A 13512-nucleotide genomic window follows, 5' to 3' on the forward strand; every position below is an offset into this window, starting at 1 on the left:
GCGACAAAGCGCATTGATCCGGGCTGGCAAGTTACCGTAAACGTTTTCGGGAACAAGGCTCCCTATCGATGAAGAGGACAGGATGATGACGGGACGTATCGCGGTGTCCCTCGCCGCAATGCTCGCAGCCGGAACGGCTTTGGCGCCGGTAGCGCGAGCCCAGCCCGCTCCCCCTGCCGCGACCGCTTCAACGGGCCTCGACTCCAACGGCCATTTGCTGGCGGTCAGTCTCCCGGCGAATGCGGGCTTTAGCTATGCGCGGCTTCGCGAGGGGGTGCAGTTGCGCACCTCCGGCATAACCAAGAACATCATCTTCTACGGGCCGCACACCGTGCGGGTGAACGCCAATCTGAGCGAGAACTACTGGACCGCACCCAGCCTCGCCGTGATCGGCAAGCCGCAAACCGTGGCGTTCACCACCAGCGAAACTCCCGGCACACTGACAATCAGCAGCGCCAAGCTGCGCATCGAGGTCAGCAAGGCCACTGGCGCGATCCGCTTTCTGGACACGACCGGCAAGCTCTACACCGAGGAGAAGGCGGACGCGCCGCAGTCCCTCAAGAAGATGACCATTTCCGGCGCACCGACGCTGGAGGTGAGCAATGTTTTCACGCTGCGTCCGGATGAAGCGATCTATGGGCTAGGCTTCCTCGGCGAGGACCAGAGCAACCGGCGCGGCAAGGATCTGCTGCTGGTCCAAACCAATGTCGGGATCGTCATTCCGGTTCTGATGTCCTCCCGCCGTTATGGGGTACTCTGGGACACCTATTCCCAAATGCGCTTCAAGGACGATGCCAATGGCGCGTCGATGTGGGCGGAGAGCGCGCCGGGTGGCGTCGATTATTACTTCATGGCCGGCGATACACCCGATGCCGTAGTTGGCGCGTATCGCGCACTCACGGGTCAGGCGCCGATGTACCCCAAGCAGGCGTTCGGGCTCTTCATGAGCAAGGAGCGGTACAAGACGCAGGACCAGCTGCTCGAAGTGGCCCGCAACTTCCGCAAAGATGGCTTCCCGCTCGATTACATCGTGCAAGACTGGCAATATTGGGGATCGGACAAAGACGGCAGCTGGAGCGGGATGATCTGGGATCCGACCCGCTACCCCGATCCCACCGGCATGGTCCGCCAGGTTCACGACATGAACCTCAAGCTGATGGTATCGATCTGGCCGTCGATCGGTAACGACACGGCGCTGGCCAAAGAGCTGGACCAGCATGGGCTGCGTTTCGAGCCGCTCCACTGGATCTCGAAGCACGCGCGCGTGTACGACGCCTATAGTCCGCTTGGTCGGCAGATCTACTTCAAGCACATCAAGTCCGGCCTGCTCGACAAGGGCGTGGATGCGCTGTGGATGGACGGCACCGAGATCGAAGTCAGCAGCGCGATGTGGAACGCGCAGGACAATATCCGCGACACCAAGGCGCTGGGGAAGAATGCGCTGGGTGACTTCACCCGCTATCTCAATCCCTATTCGCTGCTGACTACCCAGGGCACTTATGACGGGCAGCGGTCAATCAACGACAAGCGCGTCTTCACCCTCACCCGATCAGGCTGGGCTGGTGCCCAACGCACGGCCGCAGCCTCGTGGAGCGGCGACATTTATGCGAGTTGGAAGACGCTGAAGCAGCAGGTCGCCGACGGGATCAACGTGACAGTGACAGGCAATCCCTATTGGACGCAGGATGCGGGCGGTTTCTTCGTCGCGGACTTCCCCGGCGGCGAGAAAAATCCGGCCTGGCGAGAGCTCTATGCGCGCTGGCTGCAGTTCTCGGCGTTCAATCCGATCATGCGCATTCACGGCACGAACGTCGAGCGGGAGCCCTATCTCTTCAAAACCATGGACCCGCGGGCCTATGCCTCGCTGCTGGGCAGCACGCGCCTGCGCTATCGGCTTTTGCCCTATACCTATTCCCTAAGCGCGAAGGTGACCTCCGACAGTTACACGCTCATGCGACCGCTGATGATGGATTTCCCGGACGACCGGACGACCGACAGGATCGACGACAGCTTCATGTTCGGGCCGTCGTTCCTCGTCCATCCAGTAACGCGCGCAATGTATAACATCCTGCCCCCGCCGGCCGCGACGATTCCGACTGAGTATCTGCGCACGCCCGATGGTCAGCCGGGGCTTGCCGGGCAGTATTTCGAGGGCGAGAATTTCGAAACGCCCAAGAGTCGTTTCGTCGATCTGAAGGTCGACCACACATGGCCGGACCCGCCATTGGCAGAGGTGCCTGCGGGCCTTTCCAACCTCCAGCATTTCTCCGCCAAATGGGACGGCACGATCACCGCGCCTGAAGATGGCGAGTATGAGATCGGTGTCGAGGGCAATGACGGCTTTCGACTGAAACTCGACGGCAAGACCGTGGTCGACGACTGGGCCGCAGGTGCGGCGCGCTACAAGGGCACGACGGTCAGCTTGCGCAAGGGGCAAACCGTGAAGGTCGGCATCGATTATTATCAGGTCGACGGCAATCGCGTGCTCCGTCTGGCGTGGCGTCGCCCGAGCGACCGACTGGCTTTGAGTGGTCCTAAGCCGGCGCTCGACGAAAGCATGGAGACCTATCTGCCTGCCGGTGCCGGCTGGTACGATTTCTGGACGAACGAGCGGTTCGAGGGTGGTCGCCGGGTGACGCGACAGGCCCCGCTGGACGTGATCCCGCTCTATGTGCGGGCCGGATCGATCGTGCCGATGGGACCGAATGTCCAATATGCGACGCAGGACCCCGGCGCTGCCTATGAAATGCGCATCTATCCGGGCGCAGATGCGCGCTTCACTATGTATGAGGACGACAACGAGACATACGCCTACGAAAAGGGCGAACGGGCAACCTATGATCTGATGTGGAACGACGCCTCGCGCTCGCTGACGATCAGTGCCCGCAAGGGGCGCTTCCCCGGCATGACTCTCCGGCGCAATCTCAACTTCGTTCTCATCGATCGCAACGCAAACGCGAAGGGCGGAGTGGAGATGCTCCCGGCGACCCGGCGCGTATCCTATGACGGCAAGGCAATGACGGTGCAGTTCTGATGATCCGTTTGTTCCCTATAGTCGCAGCTTCTCTGGCCCTGACGGCGGTTGCGCCGCTGGCTCACGCGCAGAGCGACCCGATCATCCAGACGCGCTTCACGGCCGACCCGGCGCCGTTCGTCCATGATGGCACCGTCTATCTCTATACCAGCCATGACGAGGACGACGCCGAAGGCTTCAAGATGCTCGACTGGCGCTTGTACAGTTCGACAGACATGGCGAACTGGACGGATCGGGGCGTCGTCGCCTCGCTCAAGACCTTTTCGTGGGCCAATCAGAACAATGATGCCTGGGCGCCTCAAGTCATCGAACGCGGCGGCAAATTCTATCTTTACGCGCCGGTGACCGTGCCGGGGTCGCCTCGAAACGTGATCGGTGTCGCAGTCTCGGACAAACCCGAAGGCCCCTTCAAGGATCCGCTGGGCAAGCCGCTGATCGAACCCGGCGAAGGCTATTTCGACCCGACAGTATGGATCGACGATGACGGACAGGCCTATCTCTACTGGGGCAATCCAGACCTGTGGTACGTCAAGCTGAACAAGGACATGGTCTCCTATTCTGGCCCGATCACCAAGATGCCCCGCATCCTCGACTATCAGGAAGGGCCGTGGTTCTATAAGCGCAAGGACCATTACTACATGGCTTTCGCCTCGACCTGCTGCTCCGAAGGCATTGGCTATGCGATGAGCGACAAGCCCACTGGCCCCTGGACGTACAAAGGGCCGATTATGGCCCATGATCCCCGCTCCACCGGCAATCACCCCGGCATCATCGAGTATAAGGGCGGCTCCTACTTGTTTGGCTTCAACTATGAGCTGAACTTCGCGATGACGCCGATCCATCATGAGCGCCGATCCGTGACCGTCGCCAAGTTCGATTATAATGCCGACGGCACCATTCCCAATCTTCACTGGTGGGACCGGACGAGCGCTCCACAAATCGAACCCCTCAATCCCTATAAGCGGGTGGAGGCGGAGACGATTGCGTGGACCTCGCGGCTCAAGCGCGACCGCGATCGTCCCTATCCCTGGGCGCCGGGCGTCACGACTGCAGGCGATGCGGAATCGGGCATTTATCTCACGCGGATAAAGGATCGCAGCTATATCAAGGTCGCAGGTGTCGACTTCGGCAAGGGCGCTTCGCGTTTCATGGCGAATGTCAGAAACGGAACGCCGGGCGCGAAGATCGAGCTTCGCTTCGATCGCCCGAATGGTCCGCTGATCGGCACCGTAGACGTGGGCGAAACTCGCGGTTCAGATGCCTGGCAGCAGCGCACCGCCGCGCTGACCGGCGCAAACGGGGTACATGACCTATTTCTGATTTTCAGAGGCCGCGGGAACGACGAACTCCTGTTCGACTTCGACCATTGGCGCGTAACGCCGTAAACAGAAGGGGGAGCCAGACATGCGCGGATTGCCATTCCTTTTGATCGCTGCGTTGCCAGCATTTTGTGCGGCCCAGCCCGCCGCTGCCCAACCGGTGCGCGAGGCGACGGCGAAACAGCGCATGATCGTGCTGAGCGATATCGAAGCCGACCCCGACGACACCCAGTCCTTCGTGCGGCTTTTCCTCTACGCCAACCAGATCGACCTGGAGGGGCTGGTCGCGACCACCTCCATCCACATGAAGACCTCGATCCACCCGGACTCGATCCGCCGCATCATTGATGGTTATGCGAAGGTCCAACCCAATCTCGCAAAGCACGAGGCCGGCTTCCCCACAGCGGACGCGCTCCGCAGCCTCGTTCGCGAGGGTCAGCCGGGCTATGGCATGGCCGCGATCGGTCCGGGCAAGGACACGCCGGGTTCGCGCCTGATCGTGGAGGCGCTGGGGCGAAGCGATCCGCGACCCCTGTGGATATCCGTGTGGGGCGGTGTAAACACGCTTGCCCAAGCTCTCGAGAGCATCCGGCAGACGCGCTCTCCTGACGAGGCGCGGCGGATGATTGCCAAGCTGCGCGTCTATACCATCTCCGACCAGGACGATGCGGGCGCGTGGATACGCAAGACATTCCCTGAGCTTTTCTATGTCGTCAGTCCCGGCGGATATGGAGCGGGAGCCTGGACCGGCATCCACACGCTGATCCCGGGGACAGACAACAAGACCATCAGCAACGCATGGCTGCGCGACAACATTCAGCAAGGCCATGGACCGTTCGGTGCGCTCTATCCAGATGTGTCCTACGGCATGGAAGGCGACACGCCGGCCTTCCTTTCACTCATTCCCAATGGTCTCAGCACCCCCGAACGCCCGGACTGGGGCGGCTGGGGCGGCCGCTATGAGCTTTACACCCCGCCCATCGCGACGACCGATCCCAGCGGCTTCAGCGGCGTGACCATAGAGCCTGAAACCAGACCGATCTGGACCAACGCCATCGACAGCTTCACGCCGGAGATCGCAAGCGAGTTCGGCCGGGCCACGGTGCCCGGAGAGCGGGCGGTCAAGGATTTCCGGGGCGGAATCTGGCGCTGGCGCGACGATATCCAGAACGACTTCGCCGCGCGGATGGACTGGACCACCCGCCCCTTTTCGCAAGCCAATCACCCGCCCGTTGTGCGGCTCGCCAATCCAGGTCGCATGACGGTCAAATCGGGCGAGCGTTTTGTGCTGAGCGCAAGAGACAGCACCGATCCCGATGGCGACAGCCTGAGCTTCCAGTGGTTCCACTATGCTGAAATTGGCCACTGGCAGACGGCCATTCCCAACGGCATCGCCGCCAACATCCACACGGTCGATTTCACGGCGCCTAAGGTCGATGCGCCGCGCGAGGCACATTTCATCGTGAAAGTGACGGACAAGGGCAGCCCGCCATTGACCCGCTATCAGCGCGTGATTCTCACGGTTACGCCGTAGCTGCCCAGTCGAGGCCAGAAAAAATTGCGGCCTCATGTCACACTGGCCGCTGCTGTCTCGTCATGTCCCGTAGCGCCGATAGTCGGCGCCTATCGAGGACATCGTCATGACTGCAATCGCACGTTTGAACTGGTTTGAAGTGGCACCCGAGGGCGCAAAGGCCCTCTTCGGCGTCCACCACTATCTTCTCAACAAGACGGCTTTACCGGAGGAGTTGATCCATCTGGTCTTCCTCCGCATCTCGCAGATCAATGGGTGTGCGCACTGCATCGATATGCATAGCCGAGACCTGTTCAAGACGATGGCCGCCGACAAGGTGACGCTTGTTCCGGTATGGGCAGAAGTGCCCCATCTCTTCTCCGACCAGTATCGCGCAGCGCTGGCATGGGCCGAAGAGGTGACGATGGTCAGCGAAACCCATGCGTCCGACGAAGCTTATGCGGCAGCGGCGGCGGCTTTCGAGCCCAGGGAGCTGGTTGATCTCACTATTGCGATCGCCGCGATGAACGCGTTCAACCGGCTCGGTGCGCCATTTCGTCTCCCGGTTAAGGCCCAGCCATAAGAGCAATATCGCAAGTCGATCGGTTGCGGGGAGGAAGGCCTGCCCGGACCGATCGACGGGAGTGGTGCGCCACACTCTCCGAAGATGAGCATTATAGTTTCGATGGTACTTTAGCGCGAGTTTGAGGCCGTGCGCAGAATACTTTGAAGGTTTCCGCCCGACGCTATACGGGCACTGGATTGGTTGCTTCTATCGCCTCGCGCCTGGCTTCCACGCGCAGCCGGTCGTTTAGAGGCAGATCGCCAGGATTTTTGAATTACAATGAATTATCGCCACAGCTTTCATGCCGGAAATAGCGCCGATGTCGTAAAGCACAGCCTGCTGATCGCCCTCGTGCGGGCGTTGCAGCTCAAAGAGAGCCCGCTCACCCTGATCGACACCCATGCCGGCTGCGGCCTGTACGACCTTGGCGGCGATGAGGCGCAACGCACCGGGGAGGCTACACAGGGCGTAGTGCGCGCCTTTGCCGACACGAACCCTTTGCTGGACGACTATCGCGCCGCCGTTCAGGCGGTAAATGCCGGGGCCCAGCCTCGTCTCTACCCCGGATCGCCGCGCTTCTTGGCGCAGCTTCTGCGTCCGCAGGATTTTCTGATCCTGAACGAGAAACATCCCGAAGACGCCTATGCCCTGCGCGGCGCGATGCGCGACACATCCGCCGCCGTGCATCAGCGCGACGCCTACGAGCTTTGGATGGCGGTGCTGCCGCCCCGCACGCCGCGCGGCGTGGTGGTCGTCGACCCGCCGTACGAGCAGACCGACGAACGCGCACGTATCACTGCTACCCTCGCGGCAGCGACCCGCAAATGGGCACATGGCGTGACGGTGGTGTGGTATCCGCTGAAAGACCGCGCCACCCATATGCGGTGGAAGGCGCAGCTTAGTAGGCTCGGCATCCCGAAGTGTCTGGTGGTCGAGCATTGGCTGTACGATAACGATCAGCCCGACATCTATAACGGCGCGGGCCTTTTTATCGTCAATCCGCCTTACGCCTTTACGCAGGCGCTGCCGCCTCTGCTGGAAGCCCTGCGCGCCGCGCTGGCGCCGGAGGGGCACAGGGGAGAGATTACGGCCAATTGGTTGGGCGATTGATTGGAGCCGGCACCACCTCGGCAACATTGCACTATAGCCAACAATCTGCGGAATGGTGCACCCAACTGGATTCGAACCAGTGGCCCCCAGATTAGGAATCTGGTGCTCTATCCTGCTGAGCTATGGGTGCCCGCGAAAGGCTCTATTGCCCACGCTGGCGGGGGTCAACTCGACAGGATCAATTGATCTGGTCCGGCGGCACAACCGGGACGAGGAGCGGTGCGACCGCCAGCCCTTCCTCCATCATGGAGCGCGCCTCGTCGGCGCTTGCGGTGCCATGGATAGGCGCCTGTTCGCGTTCGCCATAATGCATGGCCCGCGCCTCGTCAGCAAACTTGTCCCCGACCCATTGCGACCGGGCGATTGCCTCCTGCTGAGCTTGCGCAACCGCGGCTACAGCTTCCGCCAGTTTCTCCCGCACCGCAGGCGGCAGGCCGACGGCGATCGGGGCTTTCTCAGCCTGAGGCAGTGGCACGGGTATGGTTTCGGATCGTTGGTTCCCCTTCGCGGACACCGCGGGCGCCATCACCGCCTTTCCGATCTCCCCATCCTGACAGACCGGGCAGACCAGCTGCTTGTCGACGCGCTGCCGTTCATAGGCCTCGCTCGACGCGAACCACGCTTCGAACACATGACCGGAGCGGCATTTAAGATCGAACACGATCACAGGATGAGCGGTCCACCGATGGGGCGATGATGAGTATGAACCGGGATACGCGCACGCACTGCCGCTATTTCGTTCAGATCAAGGTCGCAAAAATAAAGTCCGGGCTCGGTGCCGGCATCCAGAAGCACACGTCCCCACGGATCGACGACGAGACTGTGGCCAAAGGTTTCGCGCCCATCCTCATGCTGCCCGGTCTGCGCCGCAGCGATGACAAAGCACTGCGTCTCGATCGCCCGGGCACGCAGGAGCGTGTGCCAGTGCGCTTCGCCCGTCGGGACCGTGAAAGCGGCAGGGAGGGCTATAACATCCGCCCCAGCCTTCGAGAGCATATTGAAAAGCGCGGGAAAGCGCAGATCATAGCAGATGCCGAGTCCCAGCACGCCAAGCGGCGTCTGCACCAGCGTGGCATCCTGTCCGGCGGCGTAAGTGGCCGATTCTCGCCAGCTCTGCCCGTCCGGCAGATCGACATCGAAGAGGTGGATCTTGTCATAGCGCGCCCTGATCGCTCCATCCGGTCCGATCACGAAGCCGCGGTTGTGCCGCTTCTCATCCGCCCGGTCCAGAACAGCCAGTGACCCGAGCGATACCCACATGTCATGTGCAAGGGCCGCTGCCTGCACATCATGAAGTACCGGATCTTCCGCTTCGAGCCGCAGCGCCGCTGCCGATCGTGCCCGGTCGCGATCCAGAGCGCCGGACATCTCCGGCGTGAACAAAAAGGTCGCGCTACCCTCGGCAGCCTTAGCAACCGCCTTCACGATCGTAGCGGCGTTGGCGGCGGGATCGACCCCCGCTGTCATCTGGAGAAGAGCAACACGCATGGGAAAGTTTGTCGTCAGGCCTTCAGCAACGGATCCAGCTTGCCGCTCCGTTCGAGCTCGTACAGATCGTCGCATCCGCCGATATGCGTGCCATCGATGAAGATCTGCGGTGCCGTGGAGCGGCCGTTGGCCCGCTGAATCATCTCCGCGCGAACAGGACCGCCCATCGTGATGTCATATTCGGTGAAATCCACGCCCTTCTCGCGCAGCAGCGCCTTAGCCCGCGAGGAGTAGCCGCAGAATTCCTTACTATAGACCTCAACCTTAGCCATCGCCGATCCTCCAGGCACCCGATGTCGGTTGCCGGCCGTCTCTTGTCAATCCGCACCGCCTGGCATGGCCCGCGCCCAGCAAAGCACATCCACTCGGGATGCACCGGCATCCAGAAGCACGCGGACGCAGGCCGTGGCGGTCGCGCCGGTCGTCCAGACATCATCGATGATGATCACGTGACGTCCCCGAACCTTGTCCGCTCCACTCTTCGAAATTGCGAAGGCACCGCGTACCGCGCGCTGGCGGGCAGCCCGCCCGAGCGCATAAAGAGGCGGAGTGCGCTTCACGCGGTGCACTGCGTCTAGTTCGATCCCAAGCCCGGTTCGTCCGGCCAGCGCGCGGGCAATGAGAGCGGACTGGTTGAACCCGCGAGACCAGATCCGCCAGCGATGGAGCGGCACCGGGACAAGCAGCGCATCGCACGCTTCATCGGGCAGGAGGCGCACGAGATGCCTAGCCATGATCCGGGCGTGGCCCGTACGGCGCGCATATTTCAGGCGGTGGACCAGCGTACGGGAAACACCCTCGAAACGGGTCGCCGCACGAACCCGCCCGAAAGGCGGCGGCTCGGCAAGGCACGACCCGCATTCCGCCCCGTCCTCGGCAAGATCGGGCAAATCGATGCCGCATCGCGCGCAGACGGGCGCTGCGATAAACGGTAGGCTGGACCAGCAATCCACGCAGAAAACGTCATCCTCCGCGACAATCTCGCCACAGCCGGGGCAGCGCGCCGGCAAGGCATAATCGAGGACGGGAGCGAATGCGCGCCGGAGGTTGGGTGCCCACATCGAGTGCATCTGGTACTTGTTCCACGGCGGCCGAAGCGCCACAAGCCGCCCAATGAGTGTTCCCAGCATATTCGACGACAAACTGCGCGAGCGCCGCCGCGAGCGGGCACTGCCAAATTTCGCGGCCTTCTCCTTTTTGCTGGACGCGATGGCGGACGAGATGATCGAGCGCCTGACCGATGTGAGCCGCACCTTCGAGGACGCGCTCGTAATCGGCACACTGAACATGCGCCTGGCCGATCATCTGCAGGCCAGCGGCGCCCGCGTCACGATGCTCGAACCCAGCCTCGGGGTCGCGAGCGCGCGCAGCGCCGTCCACGGCAGGGAGGACGCGCTACCTTTCCCTGACGGCCAGTTTGACCTCGTCCTGAGTTGCGGGACGCTCGACAGCGTGAACGATCTGCCCGGCGCGCTCATCGCGCTTCGCAGGGCGCTGCGCCCGGACGGTTTGTGCCTTGTCAGTTTCATCGGCGCGGGCTCCCTGCCGATGCTTCGCAGTGCGCTGCGCGTAGGGGAAAGCGAGCGACCCGCTCAGCGCCTCCACCCGCAGGTCGACGTGCGGGCTCTGGGCGACCTGCTCCAGCGCGCAGGATTTGCAATGCCGGTGGCGGATCATCAGGGAGTCGCCGTGCGCTACGGATCGGTCCTGAGCCTGATGCACGACCTGCGCGGCATGGGCGCGGCCCAGTGCCTTGCTTCCCCACCGCCGCCCCTCACCCGATCAGCGCTGATGGTTATGGCCGAGGCATTCGCTGCGCAGGCAGAGCCGGACGGCAAGACGCGGGAGACGTTCGTCATCCTCCACGGCAGTGGATGGGCACCCTCGCCCGATCAACCTCGTCCGGCCCGGCGAGGAAGCGCGACAGTCTCCCTCGCGGACGCGCTGAAGGGCCCCCGCTCACAATAAAGCATCGAGCATCGCGACAAGCGGGCGGTCTGCGGGCGGCATCTCCACGGCGAAGAGTTCGTGCGGAAGGAGCCAGCGCGTGTCGATTGCCTCCTGCGCCACGATTTGCCCCGTCCACTTTCGGCAGACATAGAGCAGCAGAAGCAACGGGCGCTCTCCTATGGTCCCGGTGGAAAAGGTGGCCGGCGCGAGGCACGCCGTCTCGGTCTCGATCGCCAGTTCCTCGCGCAGTTCACGGACCAGCGCATGTTCCGCCGCCTCTCCCGGTTCGACCTTTCCGCCGGGAAATTCCCAGAGCCCGCCCATCGCCTTGTGCAACGGGCGCTGCTGAATGAACACGCGCCCCGCCCCATCCACAAGGGCTGCGGCAACGACAATCTGTGGAGGCGCGAACGGGGCTGAGTCAGGCGTCATGACTACTCTTTTTTAAGGCTTCAAACTTTACAGCCACATCATTGTGGATGCTGGAGAAACAACGTGTTTGGCAAGCTGAAAGCACTGCTGTCTTCCCAAAAGGGTGCGACGGCCGTGGAATATGGCTTGATCCTTGCGCTGATTTTTCTCGCGATGGTTGCCAGCCTTAGCCAAGTTGCCGAAAAAACAAACAATATGTGGGGCAATGTCTCGAACAAGGTTAGCGGTAATTAACCCTCTTTTCCTTACACATCGCTGCGGCATTTAACTCTTTCGAAATCAAACCGTCTCTATTTATCGCACTGTTCACTGAGAGATCGGTGAGGGGGCAGGGATGACGGAATTGACAGGAGACCGAACATGAAGACTTTTCGCAAGATGCTGAAGAATGAAAAGGGTGCGACCGCGATCGAATATGGTCTGATCGCTGCGCTCATCGCCGTGGCCGCCATCGGCGCGATGTCATCGCTCGGCACCAATCTCACGACGACCTTCAACAAGGTTGCGAATAACCTGAATAAGTAAACTGGGCGCCAGCGACGGCGTTCGATTTAAAAAAGGCGGCTCGACTCCTGTCGATCCGCCTTTTTTTAATGCCCGCTCAATAAGTGACGATCTTGACCTTCTGGCCCGGCGTCAATCTTGCATTCGCCGGCAGGCCATTCAGCACCTGAAAGCGCTCCGCCTTATAATCATCGAAGGCCATGCGCGCAGCGAGTGACGCGCTGGTATCGCCTCGCCCGACCGTCACGACCTGGACCCGGCGCGTCCGAACGGCCGAGGCCTCCTGCTCGCTGATCCGGCGCAGCGAGTTTAGCATCGGGCCGAATGGTCCGACGCCCTGCCCTGCCGGTGTCGCAACAAGGAAATGATAGGCCGTGGTCGGGCTGAACTGATAGGCGAAGATCGTGATGTCCAGCGCCCCGCCCTGCGAAGAGCTGGCACGGGTCGTGCCATAAGCGACCGGCAGCCCATTTATTGTCGTGCGATTGATCTGAATGTCAGGGATAGTCTGGTTCTGACCAGCCAGTTTCTGGAAGACGCTCCGGACGTAAGCGCCGAGGTCGCTGTTGAACTTGCCTGCCGTGAACTGCGCCTGGCCGCCCGATCCGGCAATGGACACCGCCTGGGCGCCATTCTCCAGCCCGAAACCGTTCGGCACGGAGAACTGGAGCCGAAAAACGGGATGAATGAAGCGGCCACCTTCTACAACACCGCCCTTGGGATCTTCGCCGTAAACGATACCATCGACCTGCGAGAGAAAAACGGCGGCGTTGCGCTGCGTGCTGGTCGATCCGCTCTGCCGCGCGCCCTGCAGGGCACGCTGAACGCGCGACGCGGGATCCGGATGCGTGCTCGCCCATTCGGGCACGCCCTGATTATCACCGCCAAGCCGCTGATCGAGGCTGTTCTGCGCAGCCAGCGACGCGAGCATCGAAGACAGCGCCTTGGGATCGTAACCCGCCTTGGCAAGATAGCGGATGCCCAGATCGTCTGCCTCATACTCCTGGCTGCGCGAAAATTTGAGAGTGAGGAGTTGTGCGCCAGTGCCGATCCCACGCTGAAGGAGTTGGCCAAACCCTGAATCGCCCGCCACGGCACCGACGAGAACCTGCCCGAGAGCGCCGAGAATGGAGTTTCGCTGGGCAGCACTTTGCCGACGCTTGCCATGCTGGGCAGCCACATGGCCCACTTCATGGCCCAGAACGCCGGCCAACTCCGCCTCATCGTTCATCAGCGCCATGAGCTGGCGTGTCACATAGACATAGCCACCGGGGATGGCGAAGGCGTTGTTCACATTCGAATTGAGCAGGCTGACCGTGAAGTCGCTCTGCTGGGCGGAAAGGCTCGACTGAGTCGCGATCCGCTTGCCAACGCTGGCGACATAAGCGGCCTGCCGCCCGTCATACAGTCCGCCAAACTCCTCCAGCAGCTGCGGATGGGCCTTGGCCCCTTCTGCCTTCTCCGAGGGAGTCATGCTGTTGACGGTACGGATTTGCCGCTGCGCTTGCCCCACTGCACTGGGCTGCGCCAATGCGAGTGCCGTCAGCGCGACAGCGACTCCCGCACCGATCCGTTTGCGCGACATAAACTCCCTCCC

At 62.0% G+C, this 13512-nt stretch carries 14 protein-coding genes and 1 tRNA gene; 8 read left to right on the top strand and 7 right to left on the bottom strand.

Features of this window, described 5'->3' with window-relative positions; translation table 11 throughout:
- Positions 1-82: 82 nt before the first annotated feature.
- From ACNAOH_RS02850 to ACNAOH_RS02870, 5 genes are all read left to right on the top strand, one after another.
- Positions 83-3034, top strand: a complete 2952-nt coding sequence (locus tag ACNAOH_RS02850; RefSeq protein ID WP_443971266.1) for a TIM-barrel domain-containing protein — start codon at positions 83-85, stop codon at positions 3032-3034.
- The gene (locus ACNAOH_RS02855; protein ID WP_443971267.1) at positions 3034-4419 is read left to right on the top strand and encodes a glycoside hydrolase family 43 protein; all 1386 of its coding nucleotides are present in this window, start codon (positions 3034-3036) and stop codon (positions 4417-4419) included. The genes ACNAOH_RS02850 and ACNAOH_RS02855 overlap by 1 nt, the downstream gene beginning before the upstream one ends.
- 19 nt (positions 4420-4438) lie before the next feature.
- Positions 4439-5887 carry a nucleoside hydrolase-like domain-containing protein gene (locus tag ACNAOH_RS02860; RefSeq protein ID WP_443971268.1) on the top strand — a complete coding sequence of 483 codons (1449 nt, stop codon included), beginning with the start codon at positions 4439-4441 and terminating at the stop codon, positions 5885-5887.
- A gap of 106 nt (positions 5888-5993) precedes the next feature.
- The gene (locus ACNAOH_RS02865; protein WP_443971269.1) at positions 5994-6449 is read left to right on the top strand and encodes a carboxymuconolactone decarboxylase family protein; all 456 of its coding nucleotides are present in this window, start codon (positions 5994-5996) and stop codon (positions 6447-6449) included.
- Between the two features lie 261 nt (positions 6450-6710).
- Positions 6711-7541 carry a 23S rRNA (adenine(2030)-N(6))-methyltransferase RlmJ gene (locus ACNAOH_RS02870; protein ID WP_443971270.1) on the top strand — a complete coding sequence of 277 codons (831 nt, stop codon included), beginning with the start codon at positions 6711-6713 and terminating at the stop codon, positions 7539-7541.
- A 53-nt stretch (positions 7542-7594) separates the two neighbouring features.
- Here the strand turns inward: ACNAOH_RS02870 and ACNAOH_RS02875 are convergent.
- From ACNAOH_RS02875 to ACNAOH_RS02895, 5 genes are all read right to left on the bottom strand, one after another.
- A tRNA-Arg gene (locus tag ACNAOH_RS02875) sits at positions 7595-7671 on the bottom strand.
- 48 nt (positions 7672-7719) lie between these two features.
- Positions 7720-8202, bottom strand: coding sequence for a DUF1178 family protein (locus ACNAOH_RS02880; protein ID WP_443971271.1), 483 nt, complete (start codon positions 8200-8202; stop codon positions 7720-7722).
- A 2-nt stretch (positions 8203-8204) separates the two neighbouring features.
- The gene (locus tag ACNAOH_RS02885) at positions 8205-9029 is read right to left on the bottom strand and encodes a carbon-nitrogen hydrolase family protein (protein WP_443971272.1); all 825 of its coding nucleotides are present in this window, start codon (positions 9027-9029) and stop codon (positions 8205-8207) included.
- A gap of 14 nt (positions 9030-9043) precedes the next feature.
- Positions 9044-9301, bottom strand: coding sequence for a glutaredoxin 3 (gene grxC / locus ACNAOH_RS02890; protein ID WP_443971273.1), 258 nt, complete (start codon positions 9299-9301; stop codon positions 9044-9046).
- Between the two features lie 45 nt (positions 9302-9346).
- Positions 9347-10159 carry a double zinc ribbon domain-containing protein gene (locus ACNAOH_RS02895; RefSeq protein ID WP_443971274.1) on the bottom strand — a complete coding sequence of 271 codons (813 nt, stop codon included), beginning with the start codon at positions 10157-10159 and terminating at the stop codon, positions 9347-9349.
- On the opposite strand from ACNAOH_RS02895, the gene ACNAOH_RS02900 reads away from it, so the two are divergent.
- Positions 10143-10997 carry a methyltransferase domain-containing protein gene (locus ACNAOH_RS02900; RefSeq protein WP_443971275.1) on the top strand — a complete coding sequence of 285 codons (855 nt, stop codon included), beginning with the start codon at positions 10143-10145 and terminating at the stop codon, positions 10995-10997. The genes ACNAOH_RS02895 and ACNAOH_RS02900 overlap by 17 nt on opposite strands.
- Here the strand turns inward: ACNAOH_RS02900 and ACNAOH_RS02905 are convergent.
- The gene (locus ACNAOH_RS02905; protein WP_443971276.1) at positions 10989-11411 is read right to left on the bottom strand and encodes a (deoxy)nucleoside triphosphate pyrophosphohydrolase; all 423 of its coding nucleotides are present in this window, start codon (positions 11409-11411) and stop codon (positions 10989-10991) included. The genes ACNAOH_RS02900 and ACNAOH_RS02905 overlap by 9 nt on opposite strands.
- 63 nt (positions 11412-11474) lie before the next feature.
- Here ACNAOH_RS02905 and ACNAOH_RS02910 point away from each other — a divergent pair, with 63 nt between their 5' ends.
- Complete coding sequence (locus ACNAOH_RS02910; RefSeq protein ID WP_443971277.1) at positions 11475-11645, top strand: Flp family type IVb pilin; 171 nt, start codon at positions 11475-11477, stop codon at positions 11643-11645.
- Positions 11646-11771: 126 nt separating this feature from the next.
- On the top strand, positions 11772-11936 hold the full coding sequence (locus ACNAOH_RS02915; protein ID WP_443971278.1) for a Flp family type IVb pilin: 165 nt from the start codon (positions 11772-11774) through the stop codon (positions 11934-11936).
- Between the two features lie 76 nt (positions 11937-12012).
- Here ACNAOH_RS02915 and ACNAOH_RS02920 read toward each other — a convergent pair whose 3' ends face one another.
- Positions 12013-13500, bottom strand: coding sequence for a M48 family metalloprotease (locus ACNAOH_RS02920; RefSeq protein ID WP_443971279.1), 1488 nt, complete (start codon positions 13498-13500; stop codon positions 12013-12015).
- Between the last annotated feature and the right edge of the window lie 12 nt (positions 13501-13512).

This window comes from Sphingobium sp. CR28 (assembly GCF_052327305.1).
Lineage (GTDB): Bacteria > Pseudomonadota > Alphaproteobacteria > Sphingomonadales > Sphingomonadaceae > Sphingobium.

What these genes read in the sequence shown, in the direction of transcription:
- ACNAOH_RS02850 (WP_443971266.1), top strand. Translation starts at nt 83, where the DNA reads ATGATGACGGGACGTATCGCGGTGTCCCTCGCCGCAATGCTCGCAGCC.
- ACNAOH_RS02855 (WP_443971267.1), top strand. Translation starts at nt 3,034, where the DNA reads ATGATCCGTTTGTTCCCTATAGTCGCAGCTTCTCTGGCCCTGACGGCG.
- ACNAOH_RS02860 (WP_443971268.1), top strand. Translation starts at nt 4,439, where the DNA reads ATGCGCGGATTGCCATTCCTTTTGATCGCTGCGTTGCCAGCATTTTGT.
- ACNAOH_RS02865 (WP_443971269.1), top strand. Translation starts at nt 5,994, where the DNA reads ATGACTGCAATCGCACGTTTGAACTGGTTTGAAGTGGCACCCGAGGGC.
- ACNAOH_RS02870 (WP_443971270.1), top strand. Translation starts at nt 6,711, where the DNA reads ATGAATTATCGCCACAGCTTTCATGCCGGAAATAGCGCCGATGTCGTA.
- ACNAOH_RS02885 (WP_443971272.1), bottom strand. Translation starts at nt 9,029, where the DNA reads ATGCGTGTTGCTCTTCTCCAGATGACAGCGGGGGTCGATCCCGCCGCC.
- grxC (WP_443971273.1), bottom strand. Translation starts at nt 9,301, where the DNA reads ATGGCTAAGGTTGAGGTCTATAGTAAGGAATTCTGCGGCTACTCCTCG.
- ACNAOH_RS02900 (WP_443971275.1), top strand. Translation starts at nt 10,143, where the DNA reads ATGAGTGTTCCCAGCATATTCGACGACAAACTGCGCGAGCGCCGCCGC.
- ACNAOH_RS02895 (WP_443971274.1), bottom strand. Translation starts at nt 10,159, where the DNA reads ATGCTGGGAACACTCATTGGGCGGCTTGTGGCGCTTCGGCCGCCGTGG.
- ACNAOH_RS02905 (WP_443971276.1), bottom strand. Translation starts at nt 11,411, where the DNA reads ATGACGCCTGACTCAGCCCCGTTCGCGCCTCCACAGATTGTCGTTGCC.
- ACNAOH_RS02915 (WP_443971278.1), top strand. Translation starts at nt 11,772, where the DNA reads ATGAAGACTTTTCGCAAGATGCTGAAGAATGAAAAGGGTGCGACCGCG.
- ACNAOH_RS02920 (WP_443971279.1), bottom strand. Translation starts at nt 13,500, where the DNA reads ATGTCGCGCAAACGGATCGGTGCGGGAGTCGCTGTCGCGCTGACGGCA.